Annotated in this window: 13 protein-coding genes; 6 read left to right on the top strand and 7 right to left on the bottom strand. The window is 68.3% G+C overall.

All coding sequences use genetic code 11. From position 1 onward, the window contains the following. Nucleotides 1–119 precede the first annotated feature (119 nt). A complete protein-coding gene (locus ACIUM1_RS01855) occupies nt 120–746 on the top strand; it encodes a GNAT family N-acetyltransferase (protein ID WP_406815611.1) in 627 nt (208 codons plus the stop codon). A 14-nt stretch (nt 747–760) separates the two neighbouring features. Here ACIUM1_RS01855 and ACIUM1_RS01850 read toward each other — a convergent pair whose 3' ends face one another. The 4 genes from ACIUM1_RS01850 to ACIUM1_RS01835 all read right to left on the bottom strand — a co-directional run bounded on the left by ACIUM1_RS01850 (nt 761) and on the right by ACIUM1_RS01835 (nt 5191). Next, nucleotides 761–2197 carry a GuaB1 family IMP dehydrogenase-related protein gene (locus ACIUM1_RS01850; protein ID WP_406815610.1) on the bottom strand — a complete coding sequence of 479 codons (1437 nt, stop codon included), beginning with the start codon at nt 2195–2197 and terminating at the stop codon, nt 761–763. Between the two features lie 51 nt (nt 2198–2248). After that, nucleotides 2249–3706, bottom strand: a complete 1458-nt coding sequence (gndA, locus tag ACIUM1_RS01845; protein ID WP_406815609.1) for an NADP-dependent phosphogluconate dehydrogenase — start codon at nt 3704–3706, stop codon at nt 2249–2251. Nucleotides 3707–3806: 100 nt separating this feature from the next. Continuing rightward, on the bottom strand, nt 3807–4757 hold the full coding sequence (locus ACIUM1_RS01840) for a M56 family metallopeptidase (RefSeq protein ID WP_406815608.1): 951 nt from the start codon (nt 4755–4757) through the stop codon (nt 3807–3809). 14 nt (nt 4758–4771) lie between these two features. Further along, nucleotides 4772–5191, bottom strand: a complete 420-nt coding sequence (locus ACIUM1_RS01835; protein ID WP_406815607.1) for a BlaI/MecI/CopY family transcriptional regulator — start codon at nt 5189–5191, stop codon at nt 4772–4774. Between the two features lie 324 nt (nt 5192–5515). On the opposite strand from ACIUM1_RS01835, the gene ACIUM1_RS01830 reads away from it, so the two are divergent. The 5 genes from ACIUM1_RS01830 to ACIUM1_RS01810 are packed head-to-tail and all read left to right on the top strand — an operon-like array spanning nt 5516 to nt 8966. Then, nucleotides 5516–5938, top strand: a complete 423-nt coding sequence (locus tag ACIUM1_RS01830; protein ID WP_406815606.1) for a PaaI family thioesterase — start codon at nt 5516–5518, stop codon at nt 5936–5938. 43 nt (nt 5939–5981) lie between these two features. After that, nucleotides 5982–6284 (top strand): urease subunit gamma, encoded by a 303-nt coding sequence (locus ACIUM1_RS01825; RefSeq protein WP_406815605.1) that lies wholly within the window; start codon nt 5982–5984, stop codon nt 6282–6284. Continuing rightward, nucleotides 6281–6592, top strand: coding sequence for an urease subunit beta (locus tag ACIUM1_RS01820; protein WP_406815604.1), 312 nt, complete (start codon nt 6281–6283; stop codon nt 6590–6592). Before ACIUM1_RS01825 ends, ACIUM1_RS01820 begins: the two co-directional genes overlap by 4 nt. Further along, a complete protein-coding gene (locus ACIUM1_RS01815) occupies nt 6592–8325 on the top strand; it encodes an urease subunit alpha (RefSeq protein WP_406815603.1) in 1734 nt (577 codons plus the stop codon). The genes ACIUM1_RS01820 and ACIUM1_RS01815 overlap by 1 nt, the downstream gene beginning before the upstream one ends. Before the next feature lie 5 nt (nt 8326–8330). After that, nucleotides 8331–8966 (top strand): urease accessory protein UreF, encoded by a 636-nt coding sequence (locus tag ACIUM1_RS01810; protein WP_406815602.1) that lies wholly within the window; start codon nt 8331–8333, stop codon nt 8964–8966. A 32-nt stretch (nt 8967–8998) separates the two neighbouring features. Here ACIUM1_RS01810 and ACIUM1_RS01805 read toward each other — a convergent pair whose 3' ends face one another. The 3 genes from ACIUM1_RS01805 to ACIUM1_RS01795 form a co-directional block, all read right to left on the bottom strand. Continuing rightward, complete coding sequence (locus ACIUM1_RS01805; protein WP_406815601.1) at nt 8999–10540, bottom strand: APC family permease; 1542 nt, start codon at nt 10538–10540, stop codon at nt 8999–9001. 120 nt (nt 10541–10660) lie between these two features. Beyond that, nucleotides 10661–12010 carry a PPE family protein, SVP subgroup gene (locus ACIUM1_RS01800; RefSeq protein ID WP_406817901.1) on the bottom strand — a complete coding sequence of 450 codons (1350 nt, stop codon included), beginning with the start codon at nt 12008–12010 and terminating at the stop codon, nt 10661–10663. A gap of 44 nt (nt 12011–12054) precedes the next feature. Next, nucleotides 12055–13434, bottom strand: a complete 1380-nt coding sequence (locus tag ACIUM1_RS01795) for a PPE family protein, SVP subgroup (RefSeq protein WP_406815600.1) — start codon at nt 13432–13434, stop codon at nt 12055–12057. Nucleotides 13435–14034 lie beyond the last annotated feature (600 nt).

Below are 14034 nucleotides of genomic sequence, written 5' to 3'. Positions count from 1 at the left end.
CCGGGCCGCGCCGGCACGGGTGCGGCGCAGTCCGGGCCACATCCACCCCGCGGGTACCCGGCGGCTGCCACCGGCCAACCAAAGGTTGCCTAACCTTACTCCGGTAGGCTCTGGGCACTATGTCCGACGCCCAGACGCCGTCCATTCAGATCCTCCCGCGTGAACGCTTCGACCTCCCCGACGAGGTGGCGCGCATCCGCCGCCCACCGGTTCCCAAACTGGATCCACCCTTCGGCATGCGCGTGGCGCGGCTCGAGGACGCGGACATGGTGACGGAGTGGATGAACCGCCCGCACCTGGCGCAGGCTTGGGAATACGACTGGCCCGCACCCCGGTGGCGCCAGCACCTGAGCGCCCAGCTGGACGGGACGTATTCGTTGCCGCTGCTCGGCAGCATGGGCGGCATAGACCGTGCATACCTCGAACTCTATTGGGGCGCAAAGGATCTGATATCGCGCTATTACGACGCCGAGCCGTACGACCTGGGGCTGCACGCCGCCATCGCCGACCTGAACCTGCTCCACCGCGGCCTGGGCCCGATGCTGTTGCCGCGGATCGTGGCCAGCGTGTTCGCGACGGAACCGCGGTGCCGCCGGATCATGTTCGACCCCGATCACCGCAACACCACCGCGCGCAGGCTGTGCGAGTTCGTCGGGTGCAAGTTCCTCGGCGAGCACGACACGACGAACCGGCGGATGGCGCTCTATGCGCTGGAAGCGACGACCATGGCCGCGGAGCCGCGGTAGTCCGGCGCCGCCCGCTACCACCCTTGCGGCAGCGGATGCCCCTCGGCGAAGCCCGCGGTCGACTGGACCCCGACCACGACGCGCTCGTATAGCTGCGCCAGGTTGGCGGCGCCGACATAGGTACAGGTGCTGCGCACCCCCGAGGTGATGTGATCGAGCAGATCCTCGACTCCGCCGCGGCCCGGATCCAGCCCCATCCGGGACGTCGAAATGCCTTCCTCGAACAGCGCCTTACGGGCCCGATCGAACGCGGTGTCCGCGCCGCTGCGTGCCACCACCGCCCGTTTGGACGCCATGCCGTAGCTCTCCTTGTACGGCTGGTCGTCGCGGTCGTGCATCAGGTCGCCGGGCGACTCGTACGTGCCGGCGAACCACGAGCCGATCATCACGTTGGACGCCCCGGCGGCCAGCGCCAGTGCCACGTCCCGCGGGTGCCGGATGCCACCGTCGGCCCACACGTGCCCACCCAATTCTCTTGCAGCCGAGGCGCATTCGACAACCGCAGAGAATTGTGGACGGCCTACACCGGTCATCATCCGGGTGGTGCACATCGCGCCCGGTCCGACGCCGACCTTGACGATGTTCGCCCCGGCGCCCAGCAGATCGCGGGTGCCCTCCGCCGAGACGACGTTGCCCGCCGCCAGCGGCACACCTAGCTGCAGCTCCGCGACCGTCCGGATCGCGTCGATCGTCTTGACCTGATGCCCGTGCGCCGTGTCGATGACCAGCAGATCGATCCCGGCCTCGGCCAGCGACCGCGCCTTGGCTCCGACGTCGCCGTTGATGCCGACGGCCGCCCCCACCCGCAGCCGGCCGCGCGCGTCGACGGCCGGGGTGTACAGGCCGGCGCGGATGGCACCGGTGCGGGTCAGCACGCCGGCCAGCGTGCCGTCGGCGTTCGTCACCACCGCGACGCCGATGGGCGACTGGTCCAGCAGGTCGAACACCTTGCGCGGCTCGGTTCCCACCGGCGCGGTGACGAAGTCGGTCATCGCGACGTCGCGCACCCGGGTGAAGCGGTCCACGCCCAGGCACGACGACTCGCTGACCAGCCCCAGCGGACGGCCCTCGAACGTGACCACGGCGACACCGTGCGCACGCTTGTGGATCAGCGCCGTCGCATCGGACACCGAGTCGTCCGGCCCGAGCACCACCGGGGTGTCGAGCACCAGGTCGCGGCTCTTGACGAACTCCACCGTCTGCTGCACGGCGGTGATCGGGAGATCCTGGGGCAAGATGACGAGTCCGCCGCGCCGCGCGACGGTTTCGGCCATTCGCCGGCCCGCGACCGCGGTCATGTTGGCGACGACGACCGGGATCGTGGTGCCCGAGCCGTCGCCGGTGGACAGGTCGACGTCAAAGCGGGACGCGACCTCCGAGCGGTTCGGCATCACGAAGACGTCGTTGTAGGTCAAGTCGTATGCGGGCCGGTGCCCGTCGAGAAACCTCATCGCAGCCGCCCCACCAACTCAAGCCTCCTTCGCGCCCTCTGCCCTCGCCCGCTACGCGGGCACTTCGGTGCGGTCACCGCTCCACAGCGTGTGGAAGCGTTTGTTTGGGTCCTCATCGATGCGGCCGTAGGTGTGTGCGCCGAAGAAGTCCCGCAGACCCTGGGTGAGCGCGGCGGGCAGCCGCTCGGTGCGCAGCGCGTCGTAATAGGACAGCGCCGAGGCGAAGCCGGGGATCGGGATGCCGAGTTCGGTGGCCTTCACCACGACGCGTCGCCAGCTGTCGATCGAGTCCTCGATGGCGGACCGGAAGTAGGGCGCCACGATCAGCGTCGGCAGGTCCGGGTTTTCGTCGAACGCCTCCTTGATCCGGTTGAGGAACTTGGCCCGGATGATGCAGCCGCCGCGCCAGATCGTCGCCATGTCGCCGGGGGTGATGCCCCAGTCGTACTCGGCGCTGCCGGCCTGGATCTGGTTGAAGCCCTGTGCATAGGCGATGATCTTCGAGGCGTACAGCGCCTTACTCACGTCGTCGATGAAACGTGCTGCGTCGGTTGGCTTTTCGCCCAGCTGACCGGAGGCCAGGCCGGTGGTGGCCTTGCGCTGGGCGACCGAGCCGGACAGGGCGCGGGCGAACACCGCCTCGGCGATACCGGTCACCGGCACGCCGAGATCGAGCGCCGACTTCACGGTCCAGCGCCCGGTGCCCTTCTGCTCGGCCTCATCGAGGATGAGGTCGACCAGCGGCTTGCCGGTCTTGGCGTCGGTCTGGCGCAGCACCTCCGCGGTGATCTCGATCAGGAAGCTGTCCAGGTCGCCGTTGTTCCACTCGGCGAACACGTCGGCGATCTCGGGTGCGGTCTTGCCCAGGCCGTCGCGCAACAACTGGTAGGCCTCGCCGATCAGCTGCATGTCGGAGTACTCGATGCCGTTGTGCACCATCTTGACGAAGTGCCCGGCACCGTCGGGGCCGATGTGGGTGCAGCACGGCACGCCGTCGACGTGAGCGGAGATCTCCTCGAGCAGGGGTCCCAACGACTTGTAGGACTCGGCCGGACCGCCCGGCATGATCGACGGGCCGTTGAGCGCGCCCTCCTCGCCGCCCGAGATCCCGGCGCCGACGAAGTGCAGGCCGCGCTCGCGCATCGCCTTCTCCCGGCGGATGGTGTCGGTGTAGAGGGCATTGCCGCCGTCGATGATGATGTCGCCTTCTTCCATCGCGTCGGCGAGCTCGTTGATGACGGCGTCGGTGGGGTCGCCGGCCTTGACCATGATCAACACCCGGCGTGGCTTCTCCAGCGCGTCCAGGAATTCTGCGATGGTCTCCGAACGCACGAAATTGCCCTCGTCCCCGTGCTCTTTGAGCAGCGTATCGGTTTTGGCGATCGAGCGGTTGTGCAGCGCCACGGTGTAGCCGTGGCGGGCGAAGTTGCGGGCGATGTTGGAACCCATCACGGCCAGACCCGTGACGCCGATCTGCGCGGTGCCGGTCTTCGCGTCCGACGAAGTCATGTTTTCGCCTCTCGATTCGGAGAACTTTCGGCAAAAGCCTTCGGTGACACTGTGGCACAGCGGACAGTTGCGCGCCCGGGGTGATCGGCTCTCGGACGCGTCAGAGGTTGAACAAGCGTTCCAGCTCGGTGAGCCACGGCACGGCCAGCGCCACGGTGGGCACCACGAATACCGCGGCCGCGGCCAGATATGCGGCCGCCGACAGCAGCGGGCTGTTGCCGCGTCCACCCAGCCGGCGGACGCGGAGCACCGTGCTGGGGCCACCGGCCGCCAGCGCGCCCGACGGGGCCCGCCCCGATGCACACGCCACCAGCGCCCGGGCCAGGGGAGCGCGACCCGCGGCGCGCACCGCCGCGTCGTCCGCGAGCAGCTCGACGAGAAGCTGTACGGCGCCGAGCGCGTTGGCGCTGCGGACCAGCCGAGGGAAGGCCGCGTGCACGGCGGTGAACGCCTCCAGCACCAGATCGTGCCGCGCCCGCAGGTGGGCGCGCTCGTGGGTGAGGATCGCCTCGACTTCGGCGTCGGCGAGCGTGGTCAGCGTTCCCTCGCTGACCACCACGCGACTGCGCACCCCGGGCAGGCAGTAGGCGAGCGGTTGGGGGACACCCAGCACGCGAAGATCGCGCGTGCGGGCACAGGGCTGGGACAGCGCCGCGCCGTGGCCCACTCCGACCAGGTCGACCACCATCCGGTGGTGGGCCCGTCGTTTCCGGTTGGCGATGGCCACCCGGACCACCGCAACCATCAAGCGGGCGCCGACCAGCACGGTCAGGGCGAAAACGCTGATGTACGCCATCCACAGCGGCCAGCCGAGCCGGTCGGCGGCGCCGACGATGCTGGCGGTGGGGCGTCCATCGGGGCCCGGCATCAGCAAGCGGGTGGCGATCGCGATGCCCGCGCTGAACGCCGACAAGACCGCGGCGAGCGCGACGGCTTGCCAGAGCACCATGGCGGCGCGGGGAGCACGCAGCGGCCAGCGCGCGCGTGCCAACATCGCCGGCGCCGGACCGGTCAGTAGCACCGCGAGGATGGTGAAAGCCAGCGCGGACACACTGTCAGTGTCCCTCAGCCCTCCGGGCCAGCGCCAGCAGATGGTGAGTTATTGCGTTGATTGGCTTCCAGTTCGGCGAGCGCGCGCCGCAGCGCCTCCGCCTCGTCGGCGCCGACACGTTCGACGAAGTGCACCAGCGCGGCCTGTCTGCCGCCGGGATCCTCGGCCTGGGCCAGCGCGTCCACCATGAGTCCGGCGACCAGTTCGTCGCGACCGTGCACCGGTGCGTACCGGTGTGCCCGGTCGTCGCGGATCTGGGAGACCAGGTTCTTCTTGGCCAACCGCTGCAGCACGGTCATGATCGTGGTGTAGGCCAGGTCGCGCTGGGCCGCCAACGCCTCATGGACCTGGCGAACGGTCTGAGGTTCGGGGGTGGACCAGAGGTAGTCCATGACGGCCCGTTCCAGATCCCCCAGCCGTGTCAGTTTGGCCATGTTCGTTCATCTCCTGAGCGTCGCAACCAGAATACTCCCGCTTACTACCGCCGGTCGTACGGAAAGCTGACAATTGGGTGTGTCGGCCACCGTGCGCGGCCCGCCGGCGAACAGATAAGACAATACCCTTGCCAAGTTAGGGCAGGCTTGCCTATTCTGATGCACGTCGAGCGATAACGGACCGTGTGAGAGTCCTGAGGGCTGCAGTGACCCCCGGTCTACTCGATCGGCGAGCCCCGTGCCACCGGCACGGGGCTCAGCCGTTTTCGGGGCCAGAATTCCGCCGCCAGCGGCTGCGCCGACCCGATGGTGTAGACACAGGACGTGCCAGAGCCTCAGCAACCAATCCTCCCGCCAGATTTCGCCGCGCCGTTCGACCAGGAGCTCGGGCTGCAATTCACCGAGCTCAGTCCCGACGGCGCGCGCGCCCAGCTTCGGGTCACGCCGAAACTGCTGCAGCCGATGGGGCTGGTGCACGGCGGCGTTTACTGCTCGATGATCGAAAGCATGGCCAGCGTGGCCGCCTACACCTGGCTGGCCACCCGCGGCGGCGGGAACGTCGTGGGAGTCAACAACAACACCGACTTTCTGCGCTCCATCGGCTCGGGCACGGTGTACGGGACCGTCGAACCGATCCACCGCGGCCGACGTCAGCAACTGTGGTCGGTCACCATCACCGACGACGACGACCGGCTGATCGCGCGCGGTCAGGTGCGACTGCAGAATCTCGAACTCCGCGAAAGCTGATCAGGCGGCATCCCGCACATCTGGGCATGGCAGGATTTCGGGCATGCGTCTGACGCCGCACGAGCAGGAGCGGTTGCTGTTGTCCTACGCCGCCGAATTGGCTCGCCGCCGCCGCGGCCGCGGCGTGCGACTGAATCATCCAGAGGCGGTGGCGATCATCACCGACCACATCCTCGAGGGTGCCCGGGACGGACGCACCGTTGCGGAACTGATGGCCAGCGGTTGCGACGTACTCACCCGCGACGACGTGATGGAAGGAGTGCCGGAGATGCTCGCCGACGTGCAGGTGGAAGCGACGTTCCCGGACGGCACCAAGTTGGTCACCGTGCACCATCCGATCGCATGATTCCCGGCGAGATCCTTTATGGCGACGGCGAGATCGACATCAACGCCGGTGCCCGGCGCATCGAGATGCACATCGTCAACTCGGGCGACCGTCCGGTTCAGGTCGGGAGCCACGTACACCTTCCGCAGGCGAATTCGGCGCTGTCGTTCGACCGTGCCGCGGCTCATGGCTATCGGCTGGACATCCCGGCGGCCACCGCGGTCCGGTTCGAGCCGGGTGTATCGCAACGTGTTTCGCTGGTGCCCCTGCTGGGACGCCGCGAGGTGCACGGCCTGAGTTTGAACCCGCCGGGAAGGCTCGACGGCTGATGGCAAGCCTGTCCAGGGAGCGTTACGCCCAGTTGTTCGGGCCGACTACCGGTGATCGAATCAGGCTGGCGGACACCGATTTACTGGTGGAAATCACCGAAGATCGCAGTGGGGGACCGGGACTGGCCGGCGACGAGGCGGTTTTCGGAGGCGGCAAGGTACTGCGCGAGTCGATGGGCCAGGGGCGTGCCTCCCGCGCCGAGGGGGCACCCGATACCGTGATCACCGGCGCGGTGGTCATCGATCACTGGGGAATCATCAAGGCGGACATCGGCATTCGTGATGGACGGATTGTGGCGCTGGGCAAGGCCGGCAATCCCGACACCATGTCGGGTGTGCACCCGGACCTGGTGGTGGGTCCGAGCACCGAAGTCATCGCCGGCAACGGCCGGATCGTCACCGCCGGCGCCGTGGACTGCCACGTGCATCTGATCTGCCCGCAACTGATGTCCGAAGCGCTCGGGTCGGGGATCACCACGATCCTCGGCGGCGGCACCGGCCCCGCCGAGGGAAGCAAGGCCACCACGGTGACCCCGGGTTCGTGGCACCTGGCCCGGATGCTCGAGGCGCTCGACGGTTGGCCGGTGAACTTCGCGCTACTGGGCAAGGGAAACACCGTCAGCACCGACGGGTTGTGGGAGCAATTACGTGGTGGCGCCTCGGGATTCAAGCTGCATGAGGACTGGGGGTCCACACCGGCGGCCATCGACGCCTGCCTGACCGTCGCCGACGCGGCCGGGGTGCAGGTGGCGCTGCACACCGACACGCTCAACGAGATGGGGTTCGTCGAGGACACGCTGGCAGCGATCGCCGGCCGGTCGATCCACACCTATCACACCGAGGGCGCCGGCGGCGGCCACGCGCCCGACATCATCCGGGTCGCGGGCCAGCCCAATGTGTTGCCCAGTTCCACCAATCCAACCCGCCCGCACACGGTGAACACCCTCGACGAGCATCTGGACATGCTGATGGTCTGCCATCACCTCAACCCCCAGGTGCCCGAGGATTTGGCGTTCGCGGAGAGCCGAATTCGACCGTCGACCATGGCGGCCGAGGACCTGCTGCACGATATCGGGGCGATCTCGATGATCGGAAGCGACTCCCAGGCGATGGGCCGTATCGGGGAAGTGGTGCTGCGCACCTGGCAGACCGCGCACGTGATGAAGCGGCGGCGCGGCGCGCTGCCGGGCGACCGCTCCGGTGCCCGCGGCGCCGACAACCTGCGGGTGCGGCGTTACATCGCCAAATACACCATCTGCCCCGCCATCGCGCATGGTCTCGAGCACGAAATCGGCTCGGTGGAAGTGGGCAAGCTGGCCGATCTGGTGCTTTGGGAGCCGGAGTTTTTCGGTGTCCGCCCGCACGCGGTGCTCAAGGGCGGCATGATCGCCTGGGCGGCGATGGGTGACGCGAATGCGTCGATCCCGACCCCCCAACCGGTGCTGCCGCGTCCGATGTTCGGTGCGGCGCCGGCCGCGGCGGCCGCCACCTCGGTGCATTTCGTTGCGCCGCAGGCGATCGAGGCCGGCCTGGCCGACAAGCTGGCCGTGAACCGGCGACTGGTGCCGGTGGGCAGCACCACCGGGCGCGGCAAGTCGGCGTTGCCGCTCAATGACGCGTTGCCCGACATCCAAGTGGACCCGGACACCTTTACCGTGCGTATCGACGGTGAGGTCTGGCAGGAGCAACCGGCGTCCGAACTTCCTATGGCACAACGCTATTTCTTGTTCTGAGGAACATGTCTGCACTGGCGACGCTGCTCACCCTGGCCGATTCACGACTGCCGGCCGGTTCCCATGTGCACTCCGGTGGTGCGGAGGAGGCCGTCACCAGCGGCCTGGTGACCGGTCTGGACACGCTAGAGGCGTTCTTGCGGCGCAGGATCCGCAGCCACGGACTGGTCGCCGCCTCGATCGCGGCCGCGGTCCACCGCGGTGAGCTCGGCGTTGACCACGCCGACTGCGAAACCGACGCCCGCACACCGGCTCCGGCCGCGCGACAGGCGTCGCGGAGCCAGGGCAGGGGGCTGGCGAGGCTGGCACGCCGGGTGTGGCCGAACGAGGGCTGGGAAGATCTGGGTTCCCAACCGCACCTTGCCGTCGTCGCCGGACGGGTGGGCGCCGTGAGCGGCCTGGACCCCGAGCAGAGCGCGCTGGCCGTCGTGTACACCACGATGACGGGCTCGGCGACCGCGGCCCAGCGCCTGCTGGCGTTGGATCCCGCCGATGTGGCGGCGCTGACGTTCCGGCTGGCGGATTTGTGCGAGCGAACAGCCGCGCGGGCGTCCACCGGGCTGGCCGACCTGTCCGACCCCCTGCTGGATACCCTGGCCCAGCGCCACGCCGAACGCGAGCGGCCCCTATTCGTGTCCTGAAAGTCGCTGCCGTACAGCGACTTTCAACCACATCACCGCGCCGGGACGGCGTCGGCGTGCGGCGCGTCGCTCTTGGTGTGGGCCCGAGTGAAGGCGAGGTACAGCAGGCCGAGGAAGATGATCGCCACCGACATCAGCAGGATGATGTAGTCGTCGTACCACGGCTGGTGGGAGTCCCGTGGCCAGGACAGGTTGACGATGGCCGCGACACCGTAGATCAGCGCGCCGATGTTGACGGGCAAGCCCCACTTGCCGAGCCGGTACTTCCCGGTGGGCGCCCAGCCTTTGAGCCGGGCGCGCAGGGCGGCCAGCACCACCATCTGGAACGCGATGTAGACGCCCACCGAGCCGAAGCTGACGAGTTTGGTGAGCGCGTCGCTGGAGATCAGCGAGCCGACGATCAGCAGCGCCGGGATGATGACCGCGATCAGCAGCGAGTAGGGCGGCACGTGGCGCTTGTGGTCGAAGCGCGCCAACAGCTTTGAGCCGACGATCATGTCGTCGCGGCCGTAGGAATAGATGAGCCGGCTGGCCGCCGCCTGCAGGCTCAGCGCGCACGACACGAATGAGATCAGGACGATGCACAGGACCACCTTGGCACCGAGGCCGCCGAACGCCGTCTTCAGAATGGTGTCGATCGGGTCGGGGTCCTTGCCGCTGATCACCGCGCCGAAATCGGTGACCGACAGGATCAGGCTCAAGCAGACGAAGGTGGCCGCCGAGCCCCCGACGTAGATGGTGCGGCGCATCGCCTTGGGGATCTGTATGCCGGGGTTGCGAACTTCCTCTGCAACGTCGCCGCAGGCTTCGAAGCCGAAGAATTGATACAGCGCAATCAAACTGGCGGCCAGGAAGGCGTACATGTAGCTGTGGCTGCCCTCGGCGCCGAAGCTGTGGAACAACACCCCGATGTTGTGGTGACGTTGAGTGCACAGCAGCCAGACACCGACCACGATCGCACCGATCAGTTCGGCGCTGAAACCGAAAATGGCGAAGTAGCCCAGCATCTTGGTGCCGGTCAGGTTGATGATCGTGGCCAGCGCCAGCATCACCAGCGCGCACAGGACGGTGGCGTGCGGGGACGGTGTGAACCCGAAGACATCGGCCACGTATGGGCCCGCCCCGTAGGCAGCGTCGGCCAGCAGAGCCAGCAGCGTGAACATGTAGACCCATCCGGTCATCCACGCCCACTTGCGACCCCACAACCGCCGCGCCCACGGGTAGACGCCGCCGGCCACCGGGAACTGCGCCACCACTTCGCTGAACACCAGCGCGACCAGCATCTGCCCGGCGCCGGCGATCAGCAAGCTCCAGATCATCGGGGGTCCGGCGGCGGCCAGCGCGAAGGCGAACACGGTGTAGATGCCCACCACCGGGGACAGGTAGGTGAAGCCCAGCGAGAAGTTCGCCCACGGGCTCATGTCCCGCTTGAAGTCGGACTGGAATCCGAGGGCCTCGAGCTGTGCCTGATCCTCATCGTCGGCCGTGGTGTTGACGCCCACATTCGGATCGGTTCGGGGCTTGGCGAGATTCTTGATCTTGCTCGCAGTTCTCGAGGTCGTGTTGGTGGCCAAGGCTATTCCTCACTTCGCAAACGAGTGAATGGCGGCTGCCATTCGTCGACATGTCACAACTCACAGCCAGGGGCTATTGCGCTTCCTGGTGCCCGAACAGAGCAACCAGTGACAGGGCTGCTACTTGGTTGTCGCCTCCTTGATCAAGTTCGCCGCGGTGCGTTTGAGAACGTCACGCTGTCGCGTCACGTCGGCGATCGCCTTGCGCAACTGTTCGAGCTCTTCGCGTTCGCTGACGGCGGCGTCCTCGCCCGCCTCGGCGGTCGGCTTGACCCACCTGCCGGCGGGGTCCTCGTGCATGCCGGTCTCGCCCGCGAGTGCGGGAATCACCTTGTGGCGCGCCCCCGCCCGAATGCGACCCTGGTCGCCGCGCGGCGCGTTGACGACGCTGGCCACCGGACCCATCGGGGGCGTACCGCCATAAAAGCCCGGTGCGACCGCCCCGGCCGGCGACAGGCCCTCGAGCCCGGTGCTCGGCATCGCGGTCGCGGTGGCGGCCAGCCGAATCGCCGGGGTACTACCCCACGACTGCGGCACCGACAGCTTGCCTACCGTCGCCGCCTCACCGACTTCGGCCGACACCCCGGAACCGCCCAGACCCGCTCCCGCGCCGGGCGAATTCACCAGGGCCGACCCCGCCGAGTTCCCCGTCCCAGAGACCTGGGAAGCCGCGGCCGCCGGCGCCGAAAGGGAATTGACCAACGGGTTCCAGGCCGCGGCGACCGGCGGCGCGAGGGTCAGCAACGTACCGGAGGCATCGAAGTTCAGACCTTCGGAGAGGATCTGATAGCCGATGGTGTTTTCGCTGAAGTTGTTGAACAGGTCGACCAGCGAACCGGACCCGCCCGTCGACCCCGACGATCCCGCGCCCGGCGTGGGGCCGGTCTGCGGCAAGTTAGCGATGTTCGCCAGCGAGGACGTGGTGTTCGAGCCGCCGGTAGCCATCGCCTTCATCACCGCGGAGTTCTGATTCGTCGTCCCGGACGGGTTGGTGGTCTGCTGCGGCGAGCTGAAGGGCGTCAACTGCGTCGCCGCCGCCGAGGCGCCGGCATAGCCGTACATCGCCGCGGCATCTTGGGCCCACATCTGGGAGTACTGCGCCTCGGTGGTCGCGATCGCCGGAGCGTTCTGGCCGAGGACGTTGGTGGATACCAGCGCCGCCAACAACGCCCGGTTGACCTCGACCTCCGCCGGGGGCACCGTTGCCGCGAACGCCGCCTCGTAGGCCGCCGCGGCGGAGCCCAGCTGACTCGCGGTCTGTTGCGCCTGCGCCGCGGTGGTGTTCATCCAGGACAGGTAGGGAGCTACCGCGGCGGCCATGGCCCCCGACGACGGACCAGCCCACGGGCCGTCCGTCAGTTGCGCCACGATCGCCTGGTACGACGCCGCGGCCGAACTCAACTCGGACGCCAGCTTCTCCCAAGCCGTCGCCGCCGCCACCAACGAGCCGGCGCCCGCGCCGGCGTACATCCGGGCGGAATTGACCTCCGGCGGCAACGCCGCGAAATCGACGGTCACAGCATCGCCTCCTTGATCAGGCGGGCGGCCGCATCGCGCTCGGTGGCCACTTCGGCGATCTCCTTGCGCAGCTTCTCGAGCTCGTCGCGCTCGCGTTCGCTTAACGCGCTGGCGACGTGCTTGCGGGTCTTCTGCGGCACCGGTGCGGCCACGGTTTGCTCGCCTGCGCCCTGGTCGCCGGGCAGTGCGGGGATGACCTTCTGGCCGGAGCCGGTGCGGGCACGAGTCTGCTCACCTCTGGGGGCGTTGACCACGCTGCCCACCGGAGGAATGCCGCCGAAGAAGCCGGGCGCGGCCATCTCGCCCTGCGGCGCGCCGCCGAGTCCGGCGGCCGGCAGCGGCGATGTGCTCGCGGCCAGCCGCACGGCAGGAGATTCCGCCCAGGCTTGCGGCACCGACAACTTGCCGACGGTGGCCGCGTCGCCCACGCTCGCCGAAGCCCCGGCATTGCCCAGGGCTCCCGAGGCCGGGGTGGGCGAATTCACCAGGGACCCCAGCCCGGCGTCCGCGGGGGACACGTCGCCGGCCACCGCCGCCGATGTGGGCAACGCAAGGCCGTACAACCCGCCCAGCAGCGGCGTGATACCGGAGGCGGTGAACAAGGGTCCACTGATGACCAGAGCCCAGTTACCGATGTTCTGCGTGAGCTCGTTGAGGCCGGTGGGGCTGCCGGTGGGCGGGCTCAGCAGGCCCGCCAGGTTCGGGTCCAGATCGGAAGCGTTGACCAGTGGGGTCGTCGAAAGGTTCTGCAATGTGTTGGGCACGACCGACAGCGCCGATTGGGTGCTCGGTCCGGTCGCCGACTGCATGGCTTGATTGACCGAGTTGGCTTGAAGTGCCGTGCCGTTCTGGTTGGTGGTCTGCTGGGGTTCAGTGAACGCCGTCAGCCTGGTGGCCGCCGCCGATGCGCCGGCGTACCCGTACATCGCCGCCGCGTCCTGGGCCCACATCTCGGCGTACTGCGCCTCGGTGGCCGCGATCGCCGGGGTGTTCTGCCCGAGGATGTTGGTGGCGACCAACGAGGCCAGCAAGGCGCGGTTGACCTCGATCTGCGGCGGCGGCACCGTGGCGGCGAAGGCCGCCTCGTAGGCCGCCACCGCCGATGTGAGCTGGCTCGCCGTCTGCTGAGCCTGCGCGGCGGTGGTGTTCATCCATGACACATAGGGAGCCGCCGCGGCCGCCATCGCCCCCGACGACGGACCCACCCACGAGCCGCTCGTCAGCTCGGCCAGCACGGTCCGATACGAGGCCGCCGCCGTACTCAGCTCCGCCGCCAGCGACTCCCACGCGGCGGTGGCCGCCAGCATGGGACCAACCCCGGCGCCCGCATACATCCGCCCGGAGTTCACCTCGGGCGGCAGTGCCGCATAATCCACTACGTAACCCCCGTGACAAGCCGCCCAGGCGCCAAACCACGCACGCCCGACCCGATTCGAGCGTTGATGTGGCACTCAGCTTCGCGCGCAACGGTCTGCGCACGACCGGTGCGACGCCGCGTAGAGGTCATCGCACGCGGGTGCAGAACGACGCTTGAACGTCGGCGTTTCTGCACAACTAGCAATATCCACCTGTGCATCTGTAATAACCATGGTTAATTACTGAGAATTAGCTGGGAGCCACCCAGGCGCATCTGTACACCGGCGGCGCGCGTCCGCAGTGGCACGACGCCAGAGCGGCATTCACGGCCACGCGTCGGCGGGCCGCGCCGGTTCCCGCGTCCCTGAACTTCGTCGTCCGCAATCGGCCAGCGCCTACCGGCCGTGACGAGAAACTGCTTCTCACAACGGATTTACCGGCACGGCGACAAACCATCGCGCGCAGGAGCGTAGCCGCCGATCGCCGGCGACCGGATGCCCGATCCCGCGCGTTGCGCGTCGTCTCCCGTGCGCACCCGGCCGGAGACGACCGTGCGTCTGCCCGCAGCAAAACGACAGCTTGGGTAATTAGCTACAAAACCAGGCAGCAACCACGCCCAG

It is taken from the genome of Mycobacterium sp. M23085 (genome assembly GCF_045343915.1).
In the GTDB taxonomy this organism is placed as follows: domain Bacteria; phylum Actinomycetota; class Actinomycetes; order Mycobacteriales; family Mycobacteriaceae; genus Mycobacterium.
Note: the sequence above shows the minus strand (reverse complement) of the source record. Positions and strands in the feature narration are given on the sequence as shown.

Bases quoted from the DNA above. Each gene is read 5' to 3' on its own strand.
- ACIUM1_RS01825 (WP_406815605.1), top strand. From the start codon at position 5,982: ATGCGTCTGACGCCGCACGAGCAGGAGCGGTTGCTGTTGTCCTACGCC.
- ACIUM1_RS01810 (WP_406815602.1), top strand. From the start codon at position 8,331: ATGTCTGCACTGGCGACGCTGCTCACCCTGGCCGATTCACGACTGCCG.
- ACIUM1_RS01855 (WP_406815611.1), top strand. From the start codon at position 120: ATGTCCGACGCCCAGACGCCGTCCATTCAGATCCTCCCGCGTGAACGC.
- ACIUM1_RS01820 (WP_406815604.1), top strand. From the start codon at position 6,281: ATGATTCCCGGCGAGATCCTTTATGGCGACGGCGAGATCGACATCAAC.
- ACIUM1_RS01835 (WP_406815607.1), bottom strand. From the start codon at position 5,191: ATGGCCAAACTGACACGGCTGGGGGATCTGGAACGGGCCGTCATGGAC.
- ACIUM1_RS01800 (WP_406817901.1), bottom strand. From the start codon at position 12,010: ATGTACGCCGGCGCGGGCGCCGGCTCGTTGGTGGCGGCGGCGACGGCT.
- ACIUM1_RS01850 (WP_406815610.1), bottom strand. From the start codon at position 2,197: ATGAGGTTTCTCGACGGGCACCGGCCCGCATACGACTTGACCTACAAC.
- ACIUM1_RS01815 (WP_406815603.1), top strand. From the start codon at position 6,592: ATGGCAAGCCTGTCCAGGGAGCGTTACGCCCAGTTGTTCGGGCCGACT.
- gndA (WP_406815609.1), bottom strand. From the start codon at position 3,706: ATGACTTCGTCGGACGCGAAGACCGGCACCGCGCAGATCGGCGTCACG.